21 protein-coding genes are annotated in these 20,704 nt (G+C 64.2%); 9 read left to right on the top strand and 12 right to left on the bottom strand.

The genetic code is table 11. The features are described 5' to 3' along the window. Nucleotides 1-3 precede the first annotated feature (3 nt). A complete protein-coding gene (locus QH168_RS20485; RefSeq protein WP_280236361.1) occupies nt 4-732 on the bottom strand; it encodes an ABC transporter ATP-binding protein in 729 nt (242 codons plus the stop codon). Further along, nucleotides 729-1,538, bottom strand: a complete 810-nt coding sequence (locus QH168_RS20480; protein WP_432421143.1) for an ABC transporter permease — start codon at nt 1,536-1,538, stop codon at nt 729-731. Before QH168_RS20480 ends, QH168_RS20485 begins: the two co-directional genes overlap by 4 nt. A gap of 146 nt (nt 1,539-1,684) precedes the next feature. Here QH168_RS20480 and QH168_RS20475 point away from each other — a divergent pair, with 146 nt between their 5' ends. Beyond that, nucleotides 1,685-2,830 carry a GTP-binding protein gene (locus tag QH168_RS20475; protein WP_280236359.1) on the top strand — a complete coding sequence of 382 codons (1,146 nt, stop codon included), beginning with the start codon at nt 1,685-1,687 and terminating at the stop codon, nt 2,828-2,830. A 199-nt stretch (nt 2,831-3,029) separates the two neighbouring features. On the opposite strand, the gene QH168_RS20470 is transcribed toward QH168_RS20475, so the two are convergent. Then, the gene (locus QH168_RS20470; protein ID WP_280236358.1) at nt 3,030-4,166 is read right to left on the bottom strand and encodes an epoxide hydrolase family protein; all 1,137 of its coding nucleotides are present in this window, start codon (nt 4,164-4,166) and stop codon (nt 3,030-3,032) included. 90 nt (nt 4,167-4,256) lie between these two features. On the opposite strand from QH168_RS20470, the gene QH168_RS20465 reads away from it, so the two are divergent. Then, nucleotides 4,257-4,910 (top strand): TetR/AcrR family transcriptional regulator, encoded by a 654-nt coding sequence (locus tag QH168_RS20465; protein ID WP_280236357.1) that lies wholly within the window; start codon nt 4,257-4,259, stop codon nt 4,908-4,910. 10 nt (nt 4,911-4,920) lie between these two features. Here QH168_RS20465 and QH168_RS20460 read toward each other — a convergent pair whose 3' ends face one another. After that, nucleotides 4,921-5,544 carry an NAD(P)-dependent oxidoreductase gene (locus tag QH168_RS20460; RefSeq protein ID WP_280236356.1) on the bottom strand — a complete coding sequence of 208 codons (624 nt, stop codon included), beginning with the start codon at nt 5,542-5,544 and terminating at the stop codon, nt 4,921-4,923. Between the two features lie 211 nt (nt 5,545-5,755). After that, a complete protein-coding gene (locus QH168_RS20455) occupies nt 5,756-6,946 on the bottom strand; it encodes a KasA/KasB family beta-ketoacyl-ACP synthase (RefSeq protein WP_280236355.1) in 1,191 nt (396 codons plus the stop codon). Between the two features lie 90 nt (nt 6,947-7,036). On the opposite strand from QH168_RS20455, the gene QH168_RS20450 reads away from it, so the two are divergent. After that, nucleotides 7,037-7,594 (top strand): TetR/AcrR family transcriptional regulator, encoded by a 558-nt coding sequence (locus tag QH168_RS20450; RefSeq protein WP_280236354.1) that lies wholly within the window; start codon nt 7,037-7,039, stop codon nt 7,592-7,594. Nucleotides 7,595-7,657: 63 nt separating this feature from the next. Here QH168_RS20450 and QH168_RS20445 read toward each other — a convergent pair whose 3' ends face one another. Next, nucleotides 7,658-8,167 carry a DUF2199 domain-containing protein gene (locus tag QH168_RS20445; protein ID WP_280236353.1) on the bottom strand — a complete coding sequence of 170 codons (510 nt, stop codon included), beginning with the start codon at nt 8,165-8,167 and terminating at the stop codon, nt 7,658-7,660. A 1,434-nt stretch (nt 8,168-9,601) separates the two neighbouring features. On the opposite strand from QH168_RS20445, the gene QH168_RS20440 reads away from it, so the two are divergent. Next, a complete protein-coding gene (locus QH168_RS20440; protein ID WP_280236352.1) occupies nt 9,602-10,120 on the top strand; it encodes a nitroreductase/quinone reductase family protein in 519 nt (172 codons plus the stop codon). 98 nt (nt 10,121-10,218) lie between these two features. Next, complete coding sequence (locus QH168_RS20435; protein ID WP_280236351.1) at nt 10,219-10,932, top strand: HAD family hydrolase; 714 nt, start codon at nt 10,219-10,221, stop codon at nt 10,930-10,932. 111 nt (nt 10,933-11,043) lie between these two features. Here the strand turns inward: QH168_RS20435 and QH168_RS20430 are convergent, their stop codons facing one another. Both QH168_RS20430 and QH168_RS20425 read right to left on the bottom strand, forming a co-directional pair. Next, nucleotides 11,044-12,210, bottom strand: a complete 1,167-nt coding sequence (locus QH168_RS20430) for a hypothetical protein (RefSeq protein WP_280236350.1) — start codon at nt 12,208-12,210, stop codon at nt 11,044-11,046. Further along, nucleotides 12,197-12,973 carry a hypothetical protein gene (locus QH168_RS20425; protein WP_280236349.1) on the bottom strand — a complete coding sequence of 259 codons (777 nt, stop codon included), beginning with the start codon at nt 12,971-12,973 and terminating at the stop codon, nt 12,197-12,199. Before QH168_RS20425 ends, QH168_RS20430 begins: the two co-directional genes overlap by 14 nt. A 500-nt stretch (nt 12,974-13,473) precedes the next feature. Here QH168_RS20425 and QH168_RS20420 point away from each other — a divergent pair, with 500 nt between their 5' ends. Then, on the top strand, nt 13,474-13,875 hold the full coding sequence (locus QH168_RS20420) for a hypothetical protein (protein WP_280236348.1): 402 nt from the start codon (nt 13,474-13,476) through the stop codon (nt 13,873-13,875). Nucleotides 13,876-13,884: 9 nt separating this feature from the next. Continuing rightward, a complete protein-coding gene (thiD, locus tag QH168_RS20415; protein ID WP_280236347.1) occupies nt 13,885-14,739 on the top strand; it encodes a bifunctional hydroxymethylpyrimidine kinase/phosphomethylpyrimidine kinase in 855 nt (284 codons plus the stop codon). A gap of 146 nt (nt 14,740-14,885) precedes the next feature. Here thiD and QH168_RS20410 read toward each other — a convergent pair whose 3' ends face one another. Further along, nucleotides 14,886-15,620: a TetR/AcrR family transcriptional regulator gene (locus tag QH168_RS20410; RefSeq protein ID WP_280236346.1), complete on the bottom strand. Its 735-nt coding sequence runs from the start codon at nt 15,618-15,620 to the stop codon at nt 14,886-14,888. Nucleotides 15,621-15,879: 259 nt separating this feature from the next. Between QH168_RS20410 and QH168_RS20405 the strand changes: the two genes are divergently transcribed. Continuing rightward, the gene (locus QH168_RS20405) at nt 15,880-16,152 is read left to right on the top strand and encodes a MoaD/ThiS family protein (protein ID WP_280236345.1); all 273 of its coding nucleotides are present in this window, start codon (nt 15,880-15,882) and stop codon (nt 16,150-16,152) included. A gap of 14 nt (nt 16,153-16,166) precedes the next feature. Then, a complete protein-coding gene (locus QH168_RS20400; protein WP_280236344.1) occupies nt 16,167-17,474 on the top strand; it encodes a hypothetical protein in 1,308 nt (435 codons plus the stop codon). Here QH168_RS20400 and QH168_RS20395 read toward each other — a convergent pair. Genes QH168_RS20395 through QH168_RS20385 form a run of 3 tightly spaced genes read right to left on the bottom strand, consistent with a single transcriptional unit; the run spans nt 17,465 to nt 20,698 of the window. Continuing rightward, entirely contained in the window at nt 17,465-18,286 is an 822-nt protein-coding gene (locus QH168_RS20395) for a hypothetical protein (RefSeq protein ID WP_280236343.1), read from the bottom strand. The two genes, QH168_RS20400 and QH168_RS20395, sit on opposite strands and share 10 nt — an antisense overlap. After that, nucleotides 18,283-19,425 carry a YcaO-like family protein gene (locus tag QH168_RS20390; RefSeq protein WP_280236342.1) on the bottom strand — a complete coding sequence of 381 codons (1,143 nt, stop codon included), beginning with the start codon at nt 19,423-19,425 and terminating at the stop codon, nt 18,283-18,285. Before QH168_RS20390 ends, QH168_RS20395 begins: the two co-directional genes overlap by 4 nt. Further along, a complete protein-coding gene (locus tag QH168_RS20385) occupies nt 19,418-20,698 on the bottom strand; it encodes a TfuA-like protein (RefSeq protein ID WP_280236341.1) in 1,281 nt (426 codons plus the stop codon). The genes QH168_RS20390 and QH168_RS20385 overlap by 8 nt, the downstream gene beginning before the upstream one ends. Between the last annotated feature and the right edge of the window lie 6 nt (nt 20,699-20,704).

The following is a 20,704-nucleotide window of genomic DNA, read 5'->3' as shown; positions in this document are numbered from 1 at the left end:
AGGTCAGGAGTCGACGCCGAGCAGCGCCAGCAGACGCCGGACATAGTCGGCGGATTCGGGTGCGGCGTGCGCGCGCGGTCGCGGCAGATCGACACGCACCTCATCGGCGATCCGGCCGTTGTCGAGCACCAGCACGCGGTCGGCGAGCGTGACGGCTTCGGCGACATCATGGGTGACGAGCAGGACGCCGAAATCGTGTTCGGCATGCAGCCGCAGCAGCAGTTCGTGCATGGCCAGCCGGGTCAGCGCGTCGAGCGCGCCGAACGGTTCGTCGAGCAGCAGCAGCGTCGGATGCGCGACGAGTGCCCTGGCCAGGGCGGCCCGTTGCGCTTCGCCGCCGGACAGGGTCAGCGGCCAGGCATCGGCACGTTCGCCCAGGTTGACCTGGGCGAGCAGCTCACGAGCGATGCGTTCGTCGGTGCGTCGATTGCGCGGGCTCGGCCGTCCGAGCGCCACATTGCGCACCACCGGCAGCCACGGAATGAGTCGCGGCTCCTGGAAGACGAACGTGGGTTGAGCGTCGGTGTGCACCGCACCGCGATCCGCGTGTTCCAGTCCGCCGATGATGCGCAGCAGCGTCGATTTGCCGGAACCGCTGCGGCCGACCAGTGCGACGATCTCGCCCGCCCCGATCTCGACCTCGATCCCGTCGAGGACGGAGTTGTCGCCGAAACTCTTGCCGAGTCCGGTGATTCGAGCTGCCGGTGCGGTGGCGGTCTGGGTAATGGTCATCGGTGGATCCCTCGGTCGACGGACGGGCGCCAGCGCAGGGCGCGATGTTCCAGCGCGCGCACGATCGAGTCGGTGGCCAGCCCGAGCAGGCTGTAGATGAGCAGCCCGACGATGACGATGTCGGTGCGCAGGAATTCGCGGGCATTGTTGATCACGAAGCCGAGCCCGGCGCTGGCATTGATCTGCTCGGCCACGATCAGCGACAGCCAGGCGATGCCGAGGCTCTGCCGCGCGCCGACCAGGATCTGCGGCAGCGCACCGGGCACGATGAGCAGCCGCAGCCGTTCCACGAGCGTGAGTTGCAGGGTGCGGCCCAGTTCCAGCAGTTTCGGGTCGAGCTGGCGGATACCGGCGAAGGTGTTGAGGTACAGCGGGAAGAACACGCCGAGCGCGATCAGATAGATCTTGGGTTCCTCACCGATGCCGAACCAGATGATGAACAGCGGGATCAGACCGAACAGCGGAATGGTGCGCAGCATCTGCAACGGCGGATCGAGTACGTACTCACCGACTTTGCCGAGCCCGGCGACGATACCGAGGACGAGCGCGAACACCGCACCGAGCACGAACCCGAACAGCGCGCGCTCCCCCGACACCAGCAACGCCTCACCGAGCTGCCCGGACCGATAGATCTCCAACCCGGCATCCAGCACCACCGACGGCGCGGGCAGCTTCTTGGCCGACACCCAACCGCTGGTACTGGCGATCTGCCACAGCAGCAACAGCGCGATCGGTGCGAGGGCACGCAGAAACCCCGGGCGTCGGTACAGCGGGGTCCGCCGCTCGGGCACAGTGCGCCTCTCCATGAGCATTCGTGCATGATGCGGGCCACGGGCCGCCCACCGACAGAGTTGCACTCACCCTGAATAGATCGCCCGCGTTTCGTGGTGCGTACCGGACGAACAGCTCACCCGCACACATCCGCACTAATGAAAATGGTTATCATTTGTAGATGACCATTTCGACACCACAGCAACTGCCGGTGACCGTGCTGTCCGGGTTCCTCGGTGCGGGCAAGACCACCCTGCTCAACCACATCCTGGCCAATCGGGAGGGCCGCAGGGTGGCGGTGATCGTCAATGACATGAGCGAGGTGAATATCGACGCGGCGCTGGTGGCGGGCCAGGGGCATCTCGATCGGACCGAGGAGAAGCTGGTCGAGCTGACCAACGGGTGCATCTGCTGCACCCTGCGCGAAGACCTCATCGAGGCGGTGGGCAGGCTCGCGCGGGAGGGGCGCTTCGATCAGCTGGTCATCGAATCGACCGGCATCTCCGAACCCATGCCCGTGGCGGCCACCTTCGACTGGGAGTTCGAGGACGGGTTCACACTCGGTTCGATCGCCCGCCTCGACACCATGGTCACCGTCGTCGACGCGTCGACCTTCCTCGCCGAGATCGCGCGCGGTCAGGCACTCGCCGAACGGAATCTCCAGGCCGGCGAGGGCGATGAGCGCGGTATTGCCGATCTGCTGGCCGATCAGGTGGAGTTCGCGGATGTGCTGTTGATCAACAAGACCGATCTGGTGAGCGAGCAGGCCGCGGGCGCGGTGGAGGCGGCGGTGCGGCGAATGAATCCGCGCGCCAAGGTCTTACGGACACGCCACGGCGTGGTCGAACTGAGCGAGGTGCTCGATACCGGCCGCTACGATCCGGTCGCCGCCGCATCGACCGAAGGCTGGGACGAGGAGCTGGCGGGCGGGCATGTGCCGGAGACCGAGGAGTACGGCATCAGCAGCCTCACCTACACCGCCGACCGGCCGTTCCATCCGCAACGACTGTCGGATGCACTGGAACAGCTGCGCGGATTGTTGCGCAGCAAGGGTTTCTGCTGGATCGCCAGCCGCTCGGAACTGGCCGCCATCTGGTCGCAGGCGGGGCCGAATCTGGTGTTCGAACCGGCCGCCTGGTGGTCGTCCCTCGAGGTTCCGGCCGGTCAGGAGATCGTCTTCATCGGGATAAAACTCAATCGCGACCACATTCGCGTCCTGCTCGACCACGCACTGCTCACCGACGCCGAGCTGGAAGCGGGGCCGCGCACCTGGGCCACCTATCCCGACCCGTTCCCGGCCTGGGGCGAACTGCACGAGCACGCGTGAATCGGCCCGGTCACCACCCGCACGGAATCGGCACACCTCCACCGATCGCACGGCGACCGGCCACGGATTCGCACCGTAGCGGGTTCGGTCGACCGTGCCAGGCCGATAGCCGCGCCTCAGCCAGCTCCGAGCGCGTGCGGCCGACCGGGTCACACGAAGATGCCGCCCAGGTCCGGCGCCCTGGGCGGCATCGATCCGTTCAGTCGAGTCCGGCGAAGAATTTCCGGATGTCACCGGCCAACACCTCGGGCGCCTCATGCGCGGCGAAATGTCCTGCGGCGTCGTTGGGTCCGCCGACGACGGAGCCGACATCATAGGAATTCCAGCTGACGATACCGCGATGATCGCGTTCGGCGAATCGGCGCATCGACTGAAAATCGCCCTTGAACATGGCCAGTGCGGTCGGCGTGCTGGTCGGCCCTGACGGGCGCTCGGTGGCATGGGCCTGGTCGTAATAGAAGCGGATCGAGGTGGGCCCGGTGCCGGTCAGCCAGTACAGCGCGATATTCGCGATGATGAATTCCCGGTCCAGGCCCTCACCGAAGAGCTGGGCGTTCCAGCCGAGCAGTCCGAGCGGTGAATCGGCGAGGGCGTAGGCCAGCGTCTGCGGCTGCTGGCTACAGAACAGGTTGAACGCCATCTTGTTGTCCTGGAACCACTTCAGATGTTCCAGCGCCGCCAGATCTTCGGCGGAGATGCCCTCGAATTCGGCCGGATCACCGGACGGGAACGAGAACAGCTGCGTGACATGCACGCCGACCACCCGATCGGGCGCCAGCCTGCCGATCTCCGGCGAGATCATCGAACCGCCGTCGTTGCCGATCGCGCCGAACCGTTCGTAGCCGAGGCGATCCATCAGCTCCACCCAGGCGCGGGCGGTGCGCTGAACGCCCCAGCCCGCGCTGCGGGTCGGACCGGAGAAGCCGAAGCCCGGCAGCGAGGGAATCACCAGATGGAAGGCGGGCGCGTCGGCGGATTCCGGCGCGGTCAGCGCTTCGACGATGTCGAGGTATTCCAGGACCGAGCCCGGCCAGCCGTGCGTGAGGATCACCGGCAGCGCGTCGGGGCGAGCCGAGCGGATGTGCAGGAAGTGAATGCTCTCGCCGTCGATATCGGTCACGAACTGCGGGTATGCGTTGAGACGCGCCTCCACCGCCCGCCAATCGAACTCCTTGGCCCAGTACTCGGCGAGGGCGCGGACCCGATCGCCGGGGACACCGTAGGCATCGCCGACGCCCGGAAGTTCATCCGGCCACAGCGCGCGGTTCAGCCGATCGGTCAGGTCGTCGAGCCGGGACTGCGGGATGTCGATCGTGAACGGGCGGATGGCGATCATGGCGCGACTCCTCGAGTTGGAACGGAATGCTTTGTTCTGTTCGAACAGTATCAGAACAGAACATTCCGTTTCAAGAGGTACGCTCGAAGGATGTCGAAGACTTCCGATACCGCCGCGACCAAGGCCCTACCCGGCCGCAAAGCCCAGGCCGCCCGCAATGACGGCATCATCCTCGACGCGGCGCGCTCGGTATTCCTCGCCGACGCGGGCGCACCGATCTCCGCCGTCGCGGATCGGGCCGGGGTCGGAATCAGCGCGCTCTACCGCCGCTATCCGAGCAAAGACGCTCTGCTACGCACCCTCTGCTACGACGGACTGCGCCGATACAACGCCGAAGCCGAAGCCGCGCTGGAAGATTCGGACGGCTGGCGCGGATTGATCGGCTTCCTCGAGCGGGTGGTAGACGCCGATGTCCATTCCCTCACGGTCCGACTCGCGGGCACCTTCACACCGGACGATTTGATACTGCCCGATGTACACCGCTCCGGTGAGATGACGGCCGAGCTGGTGCGCCGGGCACATGCGAGCGGACGGCTGCGGCCGGAGGTGACCGATCTCGACCTCGGGCTCGCCCTCGATGCCTGCGCCGCCGTCACCACGCCCGATCCCGAGCGCACGACGCAGCTGCGCCGTCGCGTGCTCGCACTGCTGATCGACGGGATGACCGTCGAGGGCGAACTCCCCGGCCCGCCGCCGGAGCCGGGCGAGTTCGCCTGGCGCTGGCAACCACGGGCGGGCCGGTGACCGCCGGTCATCAGTGCGAGATGCCCGGTGCCTGGTGCAGGTAGGTGCGGTCGGTCAGCTGCTCCAGCATGAAATCGGCGATATCGATGCGGGAGATCTTCAGGCTGAGACCCGGTTCGGTTCCGGGGAAACCACGCCGATAAGTGCCGGTGGCCGGGCCGTCGGTGAAAGCGCTGGGCCGCACGATGGTCCAGTCCAAACCGCTCTCCCGCACATACCGTTCCTGCACTTCGTGGTCGGCGTAGGCGGGGCGCAGGACCACCCCGAACAGGATGTACTTCCAGAGGAAGTTCAGATTGGGCCTGCTGTCACCGATGCCGAGGGTGGACTGGCAGATCAGCCGCTTCACCCCATTGCGCTGCATGGCCGCGATGACCGTGCGGGTGCCCTCGGCGCGCACGACACCCTTGCGGCCGTTGCCGAGGGAGACGAGCACCGCCTCCTGTCCGGCGACCACCCGCTCGACAGCGGCCGGATCGAGCACATCGCCGACGACCACCCGCAGCCGATCGGAGGTGCTCGTGACATTGGCAGCGTCACGGGTGAGGACGGTGACCTCATGCCCCTGCTTCAACGCCTGCGCGACGACGTGGCGGCCTATGGTTCCGGTGGCTCCGAAGATCGCGATTCGCATGGTGTTCTCCTGAATTCTCGAAAGCTGTTGTTCCGTTGGTGAATCCAGTACATCAACTGCGAGCGAGACGTTCCATGGTCTGAGGTCTCGCGAACATAAGCGGGCGTCTACTCCTCGCGACGGGCTCGGCACCGGCGGACTGCCCTTCGAGGACCGATCCGTGGCAGCGTTGCCGGATGAAGCGCGCGCGGCATCCGGCCCTTGTGAGCCCTCAGACCCGGCCCAGCGCCAAGGCGACGTTGTGCCCGCCGAAACCGAAAGAGTTGGTGAGGGCGTAATCGATACGTTGCGAACGCGGCGCACCGGCGACGATATCGAGGTCGACATCCGGGTGCTCCAGATTGAGCGTCGGCGCGACGACCTGTTCTCGCAAGGTGAGGGCGGTGATGACGGTTTCCAACGCGCCGACAGCACCGATGGAGTGGCCGAGGGCCGATTTCGGGGCGTAGATCGAGGCGGACGGCGTGACAGCCGTGATCGCGTTGGCCTCGGAAGCGTCGCCGATCGAGGTCGAGGTGGCGTGTGCGTTGACATGAGCGATATCCGAATTCACCAGTCCCGCAGCGGTAATCGCCTTGCGCATAGCGCGCGCCGCACCGTTGCCCTCTGGCTCGGAGGCGACGATGTGATACGCATCGGAGGTGATACCCGCGCCGAGGACGCGGGCATGCATGCGCGCACCCCTGGCCCGCGCATGCCGCTCGGATTCGAGGACCACCAGCGCTCCCGCTTCTCCGAAGACGAAGCCGTCGCGGTCCCGGTCGAACGGGCGCGAGGCGCGTTCCGGCTCGTCGTTGCGGGTGCTCATGGCCCGCATCATGGCGAAGCTCGCGATGGGCACCGCGTGGATATGACCCTCGACGCCACCCGCGACGACCACATCGGCCTCGCCCGTGCGGATCAGCCGCCAGGCGTGCGCGATGGCCTCCGAACCGGATGAGCATGCCGACACCGGCGCGTAAACTCCTGCTCGCGCGCCGATTTCGAGGCTCACCGCGGCGGCTGGGCCGTTCGGCATGACCATCGGCACCGTCATCGGCGCCACCTTGCGGTAGCCGCCCGCACGCATCGCGTCCACCGCATCGATCAGAGCGTCGCCGCCACCGAGCCCGGTCCCGATGACGACCGCGAGCCGCTCACCCTCCACCTCGGGCGCCCCGGCCGCACGCCACACGCGTCGGCCGAGCACCAGCGCCAGTTGCTCCACATACGAATGCCTGCGCTGCTCGACCCTGGTCAGTTCATCGGCTGGATTCTCGGCCAGCGTGCCGCCGATCCGCACCGGGAGGCCCTCGGCGAATTCCTCGTCCAGCCGGCCGATTCCGGTGTGGCCGAGCAGCAGTTTCGACCAGGTCCCGTCCATATCGGCGGCCAGTGAGGTGGTGGCCGCGTAGGCCGTCATGACCACGCCGTCCGTCGGTCTCGGAGTTTCTGAAGCGACTGTTACATTCACGATGCCATGAATACCTGTACCGATCGCTACAGTCAACCCATGGCCCGCCCTCTCGACCACGCCAAACGCGCCGAACTGCTATCCGCCGTGGTGCGCTATATCGCCGAACACGGCCTCGCCGACCTCTCGCTGCGCCCGCTCGCCGCCGAACTCGGCACCAGCTCGCGCATGCTGATCTACTACTTCGACACCAAGGAGAACCTGCTGGTCCAGGCGTTGGCTACGCAGCGACCCGATATCGCGGAGGTGTTCGCCGACATCACCGATGCCGCCGCCCTGCGTGACCGGCTGTGGAATTTCTGGTCCGCGAACGCCTCCGGCACGAGCGCGACCAGCGTGAAGGTGATGCTCCAGGTCCTCGGCGCCGCCTGCGCCCCGCACGGCCCCTATGCCCGCTACGCCAACGACGCCATCGCCACCTTCGTCGCCGCCCTCGCCGACGGCCTGCGCACCGTCGACACCATCGACGACCCGGACGCCGTCGCCACCCTGCTGATCTCCGGCCTGCGCGGCATCTTGCAGGACCGCTTCATCACCGGCGATATCGACCGCACCGACCGCGCGGCCCGCCGTCTGATCGACCAGACGCTGCGGTGAGGAATTGGACGATCCGTGGTGGGTGCGAACGGGCCGCCGTCGGACAGGCCGCGCTGGTCGTCACTACCGAGGGTGCAGCAACCGTTCCGCGATGCCCTGCACGCGGGCGAGCGTGATGCCGGTCCGCTGGTCGACGGCCAGCGGATGGTCGGTGGGTTCCAGCTCCAGCGTCGGACGGATGCCGACAGGCTGGCTGTGCATCCTGGTCTTCAGATTGATCGTCGTCAGTTCGTAGATCGGCAGCTCGGTCGCCATCCAGCCGAAATACGACGGCTCGTCCACCCGCTCCGGGCTGTTCCACAGCTGCGAAACGCGGCGAAAATTGTCCCTGCTCAACGAAACCCACACACCCCACTCGAAGTCCTCCGCCGCGTCCAGGACCGGAAGCACCACCCGAGCCCGGACGAAGAAGTGCTCATCGGCGATCACGCACCGCTCATCACCGAGAACATTCCCCACCCCACCCACCAACTCCGCACTCCAGTAGGCAGGCGCGACCGCACCATAGGTGAACGGCAGGTCATCATGGTCCTGACCGCAGGACGAGCAGCGGAACCCCAGATCGGTCGACATGCAGTAAGCATAGGTAGCGACCATCACCTCGCCGAGCCGCGAATACCCCTGGCGGTCCCGAGGTGCATCTTCGAAGCGTTCCGCGACAGAATCACGATCAACCGGAATCTGCGTGCACCCTGACCGATTCGGTGCCGCCACCGACTTGTCGGCCTGACAGCGCCTTCGACCCGAATCGCGCTTGTCCAACCGGTTTCGGTTGTTCCGGTCGCTCATCCACCGTAAGACAGGCACACACCTGTCAGCCCGCACCACGGAGCACGGAGCACGGAGCTACATAGCGTGATGCAAATCACTACGAATCCAGTTCTAGCGCTGGAACCAAACCTCGCACACCTGCGTCCAAACATATTGAACAGCAGTCTAATTCCGTTCAGACCAATCAATATGGGGGTACATGATGAGGCTTCTTACTCGTTCGGCAGCCATGTGCACGTTGGTGATGGCAGCTATCGCCGGGAGTCTGATCGAACCAGCAGTATCCGATGCCCAGACCGGTGGACCGCACTGCGATGTGACGGCCGACAATCCTCACGAATCACATGGATCTCCTGGCTGGATCGTCGGGAAGGCACGAATCAGCTGTACAGGAAGCGTCGATGAGCTGACGGTAGTTGCCAAACTCCAAGAACGGCAAAGCGGCAAGTGGGTGGACGTGGTCGGCCCACGCGTCGCGTCATATGCTTCGACAAAGGCGGGCAAACGGTACTCGGCGCAAGCCGACCTTCGGTGCAAGCGGGGGACGTTCCGAACGGCCGCTTCGGGGTCCGGTACCTGGAACGGGCGCCCCTCGGGGTCGATGGCCTGGGAGTACTCGGGACAGGTGACGGACCCGTGTTGAGACACGCGGGCAGAACATTGCACGGTTCAAAAGGAAGGAATCAGGGTGTCCGATCAGGCATGGGACCGGCTGGCATCAGAGTTGTCCGAGGTTGCAGCAAGGTTCGGGGCGGCAATCTATGTCTACGAGAAGAATATGGTCCTTTCCGCAGCGGTTCCCGCAGCAGACGGGCTATTGATCCCGAGCGTGTCCGTCGACTGGTTCGACGATGACACGGCGCGCGTGCGGACCGGGTGGTGTGTCGACGTAATCTTGGAGTACACCGACCCAGAACCTGGACGCACAACATTTGTCACCAGGTTGGTCGATGCCGTCTGTTCGGGAGGCGCCACCGAGTACGCAATCCTCGGCCCCGAAGGAGACTGGAGGGGCGTCGAATGGGAAGTCCGCGATGAACATGGAAACCGATGGGCATCCGGCCACTTCGACACTGATCGACGGCGAGCAGCCCGGCGGATTCCACGTTGGTCCTGACCGTATCGGCGACCGAACCGTGCACTGCCCTACCGTGACGGCCTGCCGCAGCGGCGTGGATCACCCGATCACGTTTCTGCTCGCCGATTCATGTCGGTGCCCGCTGCCATACTTCTGCCATGACCGAGACCAGCGGCCCCGCCGAGGGGACCAAATCCATCGACACCTACGACGACCCGGACGCGCCCTGGAACCGGGAATTCTCTCCCGAGGAGATCGCCAACTGGAATGATGGCGTCATCAAGGAGTTCCGCGAGAACGGCGGCAAGGTCGGCGGCGATTACGCCGGGGCGACTCTGCTCCTGCTCACCACGACCGGCGCGAAGAGCGGCCGTGAGCGCGTCGTCGCCCTCGGCGCCCTCTACCGCGGCGACATCCTCTACATCAGCTCGTTCATCGAAGACCGCTACCCCGCCTGGTACCACAACATCAAGGCCAACCCCGAGGTAAAGGTCGAACTCGGCCCCACCACCTACCGCGCCACCGCCGAAGCCCTGGAAGGTGAACGCTACGACGAGTTCGCCGCCTGGGCACTGCGCGAAAACCCGCTGCTCGCCGACTACCAGTCCAAGGTGTCCCGGCCCCTGCCCCTGGTCGTCATCACATTGGGCGAACCGATCACCACCAACCCCTCCTGATCACGGCGAAATGCCGCGCCGCACAGAACAACCGGCGGCGCGGCACGCCTTGCCGCAGCGCCTCGGACAGCCCACGAGGTCTGCCAGACTGACAACCCGTGACGAAACATCGAGGGTTGGTCATCTGGGATATCGACGGCACGTTGATTCCGGCTGATCTCCGCTGGTTACAGCGGGCGATCGCGCGCACGTACTCCGTTCCGGAAGACGCTGTCACTTTCCCGACCGCACGAGTGCACGGGTACACCGATGAATCGATCGCCATCGACACCGCGATCTCCTCCGGCGTCCCAGCCGATATCGCCGAATCCGGTATCGCCCGGTTTCATCGGGAGTTGTCATCGGTAATGTCCGAGGGAAAGCAGGAACTCGCGTACGAACAGCCGGCCTACCCCGGCGCCGCCGAGTCGATCGCGGAATTGCATAACAGAGGATTCGTCCAAACCGTACTCACCGGAAACCTACGCGCGGCGGCAGAAGTCAAACTGCGGGTCAACGGGTTGAACACGCACTTGGATCTGGACGTGGCCGCGTTCGGGGACGATGCGCGAGATCGGTTCGAACTACCACCTATCCTCTCTCGGCGGGTTGCGGCGAGGTACGGGCCCATCGATGGCGCACGGACGGTGGTAATCGGCGACGCACCCAATGACGTTGCATGTGCTCGGAATGCCGGATTCCGCGTTGTCGCCGTCGCGCACCGGCTGAGCCGAGTGGAACTGTCCGAGCACACCCCGGACGCAATACTGGATGCATTGCAGGGATCTGCGGTGGTGTCGGCGATCGAGTCGGTCATCGCCCCCGCTCATTGACATCGGGAGCAGCATCGCATGCCGCCACGCGGTGCGATACTGCCTAGCCCGAAGGAGGGATCACAGTAACCGACCTGACGTGGGATCAGCTGGCATCGGAGTTGCCCGAGGTCACGGCACCGCTCCCGGTCCGCCTATGGTCGGCCCATCGGGCCAGAGTTGTTGCAGAGCAGTAGGTGTCAGCGGAGTGCGGTACGCCTGGTGCAGTACCGACTCGATCACGGATGACGCCGAATCCGCGAGATTGACGAACCAATCGCTACCTGCCGCGTATGCCCACATATAGGTCCTGAGTTGCGGATTCGTGCTGCGATCGGTCAGCAGGTCGGCGATGTAGCGGTCAGTCCACCAGGGGACTCGTAATCGCGCCCGACGTGCGCAGTCCTCGACCGAGGCACCGGCGTTGAGCGCCAGATGCAGTTCAGCGCGCACGAGTTGGGTGTAGTGGTCGAGGCGTACCCGGGCGATCAGGGCCGGATCGTCGGGCGTGATGAATAGTGGCGCGGCCTGCGCCCAACCCTCGAGCAAAACTTGCTGAGGTCCGTGAACGGACAGGAGCCGAACCCAAGGGACGTCCTCTGTGGCGCAGCGGTCGGCAATGGCGGCACTTTGCAGTCCATGGCCCAGAACCTCATGCAGTGCGAATTGACGCGCCTGCACGGTTGTATAGCTGGCATTGCGGGTATTGAGCCTCAATCGGACACGGTGGCCTGCACCATCCAGCCAGTAGGCCCAGTAGGCGTCAACGTCGACCACTTCGATTGCGAGATCGTAAACCGCAGCGGTTCCGGTGGCTCGACGGACTGCCGCCTCGTATCCATTTGCAGCAACACGGATTGCGCCGGGAACATCTTCGGGATCGAGGGTTCCCTCGGTGTCTGCGAGATCGCCGGCGGTGGTGTCACCCCACTTGACACCGAGAGCATCGACCGCTTCTCGGGCGACCTCACCTCTTTCGACGATGTACTCCCCGGGCCAGCCCGCGGCAGGACAGCCCTGTGTTGCGCGTATGTAGGTATCGAGTGGGGGACGCTCGCCCATGAGTGCACGAAGGTAGGCGAGGTCGGCGTGGATTCGCTGGGTCAGTGCCGGTTCGTCGGTCTCACCGAGCAACTCGCGGAGCCGATACAACGTCGTGAGCCGATCGGCAGGAGCCGGTGCAGGTGTGTACTCGGGCGGGGGATGAAAATCGAAGTCGATCACCGCGGCGGCTCCACGGCCGGTTTCATGCCGATCCCATGCTCTGATGGCCGCCTCGATGGCGTCACGCGTGTTCACGGGCAACATCCCAACGCAGGGTGATGGACTGGTTCGGTCGTAAGTATTCGCGGGTCAGACTCACGGTGACATCGTTACTCTCGTCGTCCCAGATCAGGTCCTCGGTCACCGAGCGCTCCGAGCCGTCCGGGTATTCCTCGAGCGCCGAACAGCAGACCATGCGCCCGGCATCGGCATGCCGCAAATTGATCGAGAACCGACGCGTGTAGCGGTATACCGACTGTCGCCAGTACAGAGAATCGATGAAGCGACCGCCGTCGCACGTGTAACTGATATCGGCCGACTCGCCCGGTTGGACGGCCGGTGAGATCTGACAGGCGAACTTGGACAGATTCGGGGTGTCGTGGAGTGGTTGTATTGCCAGCCGCCGCTTTGCCCCACGGAGAGGCTCGATCGTCAGCCCGCCCACGGTGTGCTCGAACCATAGTTCCCGCTGCACGCGAGTCAGCGGACGGTCGCTGAGGTTCAGCGTACGGTAGCGGTAGGTCAGACAAGCGGAACCGCCGCTGCCGATACGGATTTCGAGTTCGGTATCCAGATCCACGATGTGGCCTGCCAGCTGAGCGAGTCGGCTGGTATCCAGATTGTCGAGACCTTCATCGTCGGACAGCGGCGGCAACGTGGTGATGTGTCGACCGTCAGGCTCGAACAGACCATGACCGAACTCGACTTGGTGCACCGACGAGGGCGCTGGAGCAGCCGCCTCCGCGATCGGAGCGAACAACTGCGCAGCCGTGCGACCGGGAAACAGACCCTCCAGCACTCGGCAGTGGTCCGGATACGGGAGGCCCTTCAGCTCACCGCCGAGCCACCGATAGAACTGTGCGTCCGGGGCCGGTACCGACCAGATCAGGGTCGATCTGCCTCGCCGCCCGGTCGTACTCCCGACAGAACGCACTGTAGGTCTGCCAATGCTTCTGACGTAGCTCGGCTTTGAGTCGAATGCTGCCCGAACCCACCGTGGACCCCCACTTTCTTGTCCTGACGCGAGCCGAAAGTTAGCACAAACGGGATAAGACGAGACATTGAAGTTCAAGACGATAGTGGCACGGCGACGCGGCACGACACCACTCACCGACAGTGTGGAAGCAACCCGAAACGATGAACTCAGGGAAGCGAGCCGATGCTGACGATACGAGTACCGAGCAGTCCCTTGATCCTCCTGCGGGCATATGGCGGGCCCATCCGGTGCAGGAGAATGCCGGGCGCTGAGATCGCCGCGAGGCGTTTGCACAACGCAAGCCGACGCTATGGGAGGCGGTGATGAGGCTTCGACGGCGCGAGAAGCTGGACAGCAGTCAACTGGCCGAGGTCCGGGCGATCCTGCGCGAGGCCCGCAGAGCGGATGTGGAAACGCTGTCGCGCATCGCTGCGGAGTTGCGGAAACAGACCGGTCAGCCCCGCCTACAGGACGAGATCGACGGGGTCATGGCCCGATACTGGGCAGCGCACCCGGAACGCGGAAGATCAACCGACGGCCAGAAGAGCCGAGGTCCGGATATGGACGACGAGCCGAAAGGCTGGGTGCAATGGTTGGACGGGACCTGGGGACTGCTGTATGCGGACGGGTTCGTCCAGGATCTGGCGTCGCGCCGAACCGAGATGGCGGCGGAGGGTTGTCCGGAGGGATCGAGGGCGGGCATTCGCCGAGACGCACCCCGATAAGGTGGGCGGGTGGAATTGCTGCCCTTGGTGCCCAGTGGTCAGACGCCGGTTCGGGCGCTCACTATTGCCGGAACGGACTCCGGGGGTGGGGCCGGGATTCAGGCCGACTCGCGGACCATGGCGTTGTGTGGGGTGCACGCGTGTGTGGCGGTGGCGGCGGTGACGGTGCAGAACTCGGTGGGGGTGAGCGGGTTCCACGAGATTCCGCCGCGGATCGTGGCCGATCAGGTGCGGTCGGTGGTGGGCGATATCGGGGTCGGGGCGGCGAAGACCGGGATGTTGGCGTCGACGGCGATCATCGAGGCCGTGGCCGAGGTCTGCCGGGAGGTCGGGATCGGGCGCGATGACGAGGTGCCACTGGTAGTGGATCCGGTCGCGGCGTCCATGCACGGCGATCCGCTGCTGCACGAGGAGGCGCTCGACGCGGTACGCAACACCCTGTTCCCGATCGCCACCATCGTCACCCCGAACCTGGACGAGGTGCGCCTCATCACCGGCGTCGAGGTCACCGACGACGCCAGTGCCCGCCGAGCCGCCGAGGCCATGCATGCGCTCGGACCGCGCTGGGCCGTGGTCAAGGGCGGGCATCTGCGCTCCTCGGACCACAGCACCGACCTACTGTTCGACGGCGATCGCTTCCTCGAATTCAGCGCACCACGCATCGACACCGGCAACGACCACGGCGGCGGCGACACCCTCGCCGCCGCCATCGCCTGCGCCCTCGCGCACGGCTACTCGGTACCCGACGCGTTCGAATTCGCCAAGGAATGGACCCGCCGCTGCCTGGCCGCCTCCTATGACCTGGGCAAAGGCCACGGACCGGTCTCACCGCTGTGGCGTCTGGAGTCCACGGGCCTGTCGTAGCCCGTTTTTGTCGGTGGGCCGGCGCATACTGAGGTCGTCGCAAACACCGTTGGCCTCAATGGCGCGGCACAGCGAGAACAACGTGGTTCGTGTGTAAGCGGCAAGACCGGGGGCGGCTGCGGAGGCAGAGCGGCGGTAGGAGCCGCTCAGCCCGCTGTGAAGGCGAGGTGCAATGGCTGATCGGCATCGATGGTGAAACCACTGAGGCGTGCGTCCGCGCGGACCAGCGCCGAGATCATCTCGGTGAGGTAGGCGACGAAACGCTCCACCGGCATCGGGTTCTCGCGGCGGTTGGCGCCGAGCCACCAGTCCGTGGCCGAGGCCACCGCACCGAACACCGAATAGATCACCAGCTCGACACCGTTCGGGTCGATCGGACGATCCGCGACCGAACCGAGGAACAGATCGGCGACCTGCCTGGCCGCCTGTCGCGCCGACTGCAATGAACGCGGCGATTCCGACGCACTGCCCTGCCGCTGGGCGAAATGCCCGTTCAGGATGAAGCGGAATACGTTGGGATGCTGGGTCACCACCGTCACGTACTCGTTCGCACCGCGCCGGATCAGCTCCCGCACCGGATCATTGGTGAGATCGACGCCGTCGACGATCCGCTCCCACAGCAGATCCCGCATCCGGTCCACGATCGCGTCGTACAGATCGGCCTTATCCGCGAAATGCCGGTAGAGCTTGGGTTTCGCCGCCCCCGCCGCCTTCGCGATCTCCCCCATGCTCACCTCGGGCCCGAACGTCCCCAACGCCTGGAACGCCGCGTCGACAAACTCCGCCCGCACCTTGACCCGATGCTCGCGCCACCGCTCGGTCCGCGCATCGACCCGCCGCCCAGGAACCTCCCCCGCACCCCGGCTACCGCGTCTCACCACAACCGGGGATGGTACCCACCGGCCGAATGAGCCGGTCAGGCGCCGGTCGTGCGAGCGCATCCCGGGTACCGGCAGTGGGTGTTGGACTCGACCATCGAACCGACGCTGAATGCCTGGCGCGGGTACACGACCGCCCGATCCGCGGTGTGCATCCGAACCGTAGCTCTGCGGTCGGGCTACGTGTAGGCTCTGACCGACGGCAGCGCATCTCGTATCTGCCGAAGTTGCTGTACAGCAAAAGGTTTCGGGGGAGGCTACCATGCACACCGTCATACTTCCAGCGGCATTGCGTGTTCACGCGGATGGAATTCCGAAGGTCCAATGTCCGGGTTCAACTCTCGATGACGTCATTTCACATTTGACTCGACAATACCCGGGGATAGGGTCGAGAATCATTTCAGCGGACAATACGATCCGCCGCTTCGTCAACATTTATGTCGACGATGAAGACGTCAGATCACTCAACGGTATGAGCACCCCACTACAGGAGGGGGCGACAATCATTATCCTGTCGGCGGTAGCGGGCGGCTGAAAGTTTCCTGCCCCATGAGTGAATCGGCAGTATTCTCACTCCTCGGACTCCTCGGCATCATCGGTCATGTCTGCTACTACACAGCGCGGGATGGCATAGGTCATCTCACGTCGACATTCGCCCCTGCACTCGGAGTCCGCATACCCTATCCGTTCAATACGATCTGCCATATTGCCGCGCCTGCCCTGGCTTTCGGGTTGGTGACTGTCGGCTCGAGGCCAGCTCTCTTCGGAGCAGTCGCATTATTCAGTTCATGGCTACTGTGTCAGCCCTACCGAATCTCCAACCACCTCATATTCACCTGGATGTGCCTGGTAGCACTCGCCTTCGCGGGATCCGATCAGGACGTGGCAATGCGGTGGCTGCTGGCCGTTCTGTACCTGTCAGCAGCGGCGATCAAGCTGAATCGCGAGTTCTTGACGACGGAGGCCAGTGCGGCAATCTTCATGCTGAGCCGGTATTGCGAGCGGATGGGGTTCGGAGTCCCGCATCAGATGGCACGTTGCGCGCCATGGGCGGCTGTAGCAGCCGAGGCATCGATCGGGCTACTACTGCTGACGCCGTGTCCGCTACTCGTGACGTACACACTGGCCGCGGTCCTGCATCTCGGTTTCGGAATTCTCGGAAACTTTCACTTCTCATTGCTGGTGCTCGCGCCCTGGTCCCTCGCTTTGTCCGTGGCGCCGGGGACCGATACGGCGGTCCAGGTCGCTGTGTTCTTCGGCGCGATTATCGGAGTTGTGTGCGGGCGGTTCCTCACCTCGCCCGAGGTGTTTCCGGAGCGGGGCATCGGAATATTGACAAACACCGGGTTGGCTACCGCTTACTGTGCGATATCGGCGTTTATTTTCACAACAGCCGATCCGGCGAATTCGTCGATGGTGAGCTGGTCTGCGGTCACACCGATAATTCTTGGTGTGATCAACATCGTCTTGCTTATTTCTGGAATTAAGTCCGAATGGTCGTTCGCAATGTTCTCCAATACGCGCCCATTCTGGTCCGAGCGAGTGATCGGCGTTCGGATCGCATGGCGCGAGTCGTACTTCCATGTCATCGTTCCGCAAGCTGTCACAGAATCGGTTCGGGCACCCGCGCATATACGCGCCAAAATCGCGGATCGGTCAGCTGTTTTCAGTAGCGCGATGGCTGCCGAGCTGCAACGACTGGCACCGGACGAGGTTGTCGTACGCGCTGCTCGCCTGGACCGCGAGCGCATGCTGTTCGTCCCGGCAGATTCAGCGGATGCACATCAGCCCAGCCCCGGTGTCTTCCGTCATCCACCGGTGCTGCCGCGAGACTTGCATCTGCCCTACTACGGTTGATGCTCGCGCCAACGACGTTCGGCCAGGGCATAGTTGGCCCAATAGTCGGCTTCACCAATCCGCTCGTGTCCCATGTCGTTATGGATCATTCGGATTGCGAACTGCCGATATGAGTCGGCAAACGGCAGCAGCGGCCTGATATGAGCGAGCAGATGATAGGTGTCCTTATCGTTCACCATGATGTGCACCATCGAATCGTCGTGGAGACCCTGCCTGTCGAGCAGGACATGCAGTGGCTCGGGAACAGCAGTTCTCGGGAGACTTGCATACGAGGCGAACTCGGGCCAGTAGAAGAACTCCGTAGGATCGTTCTGTGGCGCGACGGCAATTGCGAGAGCGGGCCCGGACCAGCGCAGCGTGTTCCTGATCGCGGCATACGCACCAGCGGAGGATCCATGCCAAACCACGCCCCGCGACAGATGAGCCGCGGACAAGTTCTGGATCAGTCCACGGACGAACGGCCAGAGAGCTTCATCGCCCAGCAAATGCCACCCGATCGAGCAGTCCTGTGAGTACAACAGGATGGGATCGCACAGGAACACGCATACCGCACCGACTCGTCGGGAACTTCCGCGGCGATAGAACACAGGTGGTGTGTACTTCTCACGTTTGGCCTGGCCGTGGATGAAGACGTGCAACGCATGGTCGTGAATCCGGGCCGGTATGCGGACCTGGAGCCTTAGCTCATACCCCTCGGATGTGTGTGCGGAGAGTTCGACAGTATCGAGGCGGCCCTCGGCATGCTGTTCGACCCAATGCCCGACGATCCGCGTTTCGATGTCGTCGATATCGGGAAGGAGGTGCTCGATCACCGTGGCACGTGGCCTCTGGCGCTGTAGACGAGTCCCGGCGCGAACACCCGCACTACCGAGAAAACGTCGCTGCGCGTGGACAGGTCGACCCAGAGCGGTTCGATGCCTGTCTGCTCCGCGATTCTCGCAGCGAGACCGCGGCGCTCGGCAGCCATCGAATCGGTATTCAGGACCTCACCATCGAGCGCGTCAGCCCAGGAAACACCGGACGATGCCAGGGCAGGCACCGGCGGTGGTGCGGTGATGTCAGGGGCACAGTCCGACGGAATGTCGTCGCGGGTACCGACGATCTCGGTCAGCCGCGATTGAACCGCCTCCGTGACTGCCCGTGACAGTGCTACCGCAGGATCGGTATGAGAACCAGAGCCCGCGCACGTCAACGGGAAATCCGGCGACCAGACGAATGCCACAGCGGTCGGAATGCGGAATCGGTTCGGAACCATGGCGACTTCGAACGATATGTCAGCATCTCGCAACTTGGTGAACAGGGCCTGACAGTGGTCGCTGCCGACGGTCGAGACATCGACGACCCGCCGATGGTCCTCGCCGATGCCGGCGAGCGAAGAGACCACATCGCGCTCGATCAACTCGTACATGGCATGCACCAATGCCTCGTCGACCGAATTCCCAGAGGCCAGTCCTGCGCTGCTGGTTCGGAAAACGGCAGGCCGCCAGTCGTAACCGGTGCCGAATGAGAGGTCGACGAGCCCGCGCGGCACCATCGTCGGCGTATCGCTGATCAGGGTCCGCGCGTGATACCAGTCGAGCCTCAGCTGCCGCACGATTTCGGCATCCATGCGTAGCTGTAGATCAGAAAGGTCGTAGGTCAAATCGAGATCGTTCGCGGAGGCCGCCGTACCCGCAAGATCGGGGTGTTCGGCGTGCTCGAGCTCGATGCACTCCATGACGGCGGACAAGCGCGCCAGCATCGGCGTCAGGCCCTTTCCTTGCGAGACAACCAGAGTCTCGGACTTCGGGCGAGTCGCCATGACCACCGGTATGCCGATGTAGTCGAAATCGGTGACGTCTGCCACCCGCGTTACTCCATAGTCCAGCAGCAGTGGGGAGATCAGCGCCCATGTTTGCTCGGGTGTACGAGCCCGGTAGGTGCCATGAAGGTCGATTCTGGCGTCATTCATGTAACGCTGCCTCGCGCTCGGTAAGGGCGATTTCTTGCAGGTACCCGATGATGAACAAGGCCAGCCCCTCGACCGCATCGGATTCTGAGCGAAGACCGCGACGCGCATACTCTTGTTCCAGATCTTGCTCGGCGATCCCCCACAGCTCGCTGAGAATTGATCGGCCCGCTGCGCGATGCAGCGCCCGCGGATCCACCCTCGGGTGGCCTACGACGAAATCGGCGTGCGCACTCCGGTAGGCGGTCGCGTTCGCTCTGTCCGCAGCGGTTTCCTCGGCGAGCAGCACCGCGCAATGCGCCGGGTTGTCGAGGTCGAAACGCGGTAAGAACAGGAGGGCGGGCTCGACCGAAAGGGCCGCGAGGTCGGCGAGGCGCCGCTCGAGTGGCATTCCGGGCGCGCCATCAGAGGTGTTCATCGAACTGAACTCCATGAATCGCCGCCACACCTCGGGAAACCCACGATGGAAGATCTGTTGATAGCGAACCCTGTCCAGGTAGCGCAAGCCTGGTGTCGAAGGGTCGTCGGAGAAGAAGTTGCACCAATCGCGATGAAAGGAGGTGTTCCATGGAGCCGGAGCACAGGCCGGCCCAGAAACCGGACCAGCGCAGGTTCGCAGTGCCTCGATCGCGTCCTTCTTCTTCACGTCACCGAAGTTGCGATCCTCGTTCAGACGACCATCGATCCAGTGGGCGAGCTCGGCCAACCCTGCTCTGTTCAACTCGTGGAGGGCGCGGCCGCGGGTGCGCTCGGAGTAGTAGATTCCGCGAACGATGGTCAATGCGTCTTCTTGATCGCAATCTCCGAGTATTCCCGCCGAAACAGCCTGTCTCAGTATGCTTCGCATATTGACCAGAGCGATGGTCTGCGCATGCTGATCGCCGATGTCGGCGTGCGCCACCGCGACTTCGGCGTCATCGTAGATATCACCCCGGCGATACGCGGTGAAAACCTCACCGATACCCCTCATACCCAGCGACTCGAGGTCGGCCGCGCGCAATGCTCCGATGCTGGCGGCGCCGGCCACCACCACTCCGCGCTGCATGGCGCCGACGATCTCCTTGTGCCGGATCGTGGCAGAATGATGGAAAAGCCCGTCGATGATCAGGACGGTATCGCCTCGATCAATATTCGGATCGTAGAGATCCCCATGTCTGATCGGGGTATGAATTCGAGCGTGGGGTGTCACGGCGAGGATTTCATCTGGACTGATAGTAGGTCCAGCGAATACGTGAAGAATCGACATTTCGTCGGCTGACAGCGCCGGCGGGACCATGCCCCG

This window comes from Nocardia cyriacigeorgica, assembly GCF_029868385.1.
Taxonomy (GTDB): domain Bacteria; phylum Actinomycetota; class Actinomycetes; order Mycobacteriales; family Mycobacteriaceae; genus Nocardia; species Nocardia cyriacigeorgica_F.
This window is presented reverse-complemented; position numbering and strand designations above follow the sequence as displayed.

Excerpts from the sequence above, each read along its gene's own strand:
- QH168_RS20485 (WP_280236361.1), bottom strand. The coding sequence starts at position 732 with ATGACCATTACCCAGACCGCCACCGCACCGGCAGCTCGAATCACCGGA.
- QH168_RS20480 (WP_432421143.1), bottom strand. The coding sequence starts at position 1,538 with ATGGAGAGGCGCACTGTGCCCGAGCGGCGGACCCCGCTGTACCGACGC.
- QH168_RS20475 (WP_280236359.1), top strand. The coding sequence starts at position 1,685 with ATGACCATTTCGACACCACAGCAACTGCCGGTGACCGTGCTGTCCGGG.
- QH168_RS20470 (WP_280236358.1), bottom strand. The coding sequence starts at position 4,166 with ATGATCGCCATCCGCCCGTTCACGATCGACATCCCGCAGTCCCGGCTC.
- QH168_RS20465 (WP_280236357.1), top strand. The coding sequence starts at position 4,257 with ATGTCGAAGACTTCCGATACCGCCGCGACCAAGGCCCTACCCGGCCGC.
- QH168_RS20460 (WP_280236356.1), bottom strand. The coding sequence starts at position 5,544 with ATGCGAATCGCGATCTTCGGAGCCACCGGAACCATAGGCCGCCACGTC.
- QH168_RS20455 (WP_280236355.1), bottom strand. The coding sequence starts at position 6,946 with ATGACGGCCTACGCGGCCACCACCTCACTGGCCGCCGATATGGACGGG.
- QH168_RS20450 (WP_280236354.1), top strand. The coding sequence starts at position 7,037 with ATGGCCCGCCCTCTCGACCACGCCAAACGCGCCGAACTGCTATCCGCC.
- QH168_RS20445 (WP_280236353.1), bottom strand. The coding sequence starts at position 8,167 with ATGTCGACCGATCTGGGGTTCCGCTGCTCGTCCTGCGGTCAGGACCAT.
- QH168_RS20440 (WP_280236352.1), top strand. The coding sequence starts at position 9,602 with ATGACCGAGACCAGCGGCCCCGCCGAGGGGACCAAATCCATCGACACC.
- QH168_RS20420 (WP_280236348.1), top strand. The coding sequence starts at position 13,474 with ATGAGGCTTCGACGGCGCGAGAAGCTGGACAGCAGTCAACTGGCCGAG.
- QH168_RS20405 (WP_280236345.1), top strand. The coding sequence starts at position 15,880 with ATGCACACCGTCATACTTCCAGCGGCATTGCGTGTTCACGCGGATGGA.
- QH168_RS20400 (WP_280236344.1), top strand. The coding sequence starts at position 16,167 with ATGAGTGAATCGGCAGTATTCTCACTCCTCGGACTCCTCGGCATCATC.
- QH168_RS20390 (WP_280236342.1), bottom strand. The coding sequence starts at position 19,425 with ATGAATGACGCCAGAATCGACCTTCATGGCACCTACCGGGCTCGTACA.
- QH168_RS20385 (WP_280236341.1), bottom strand. The coding sequence starts at position 20,698 with ATGGTCCCGCCGGCGCTGTCAGCCGACGAAATGTCGATTCTTCACGTA.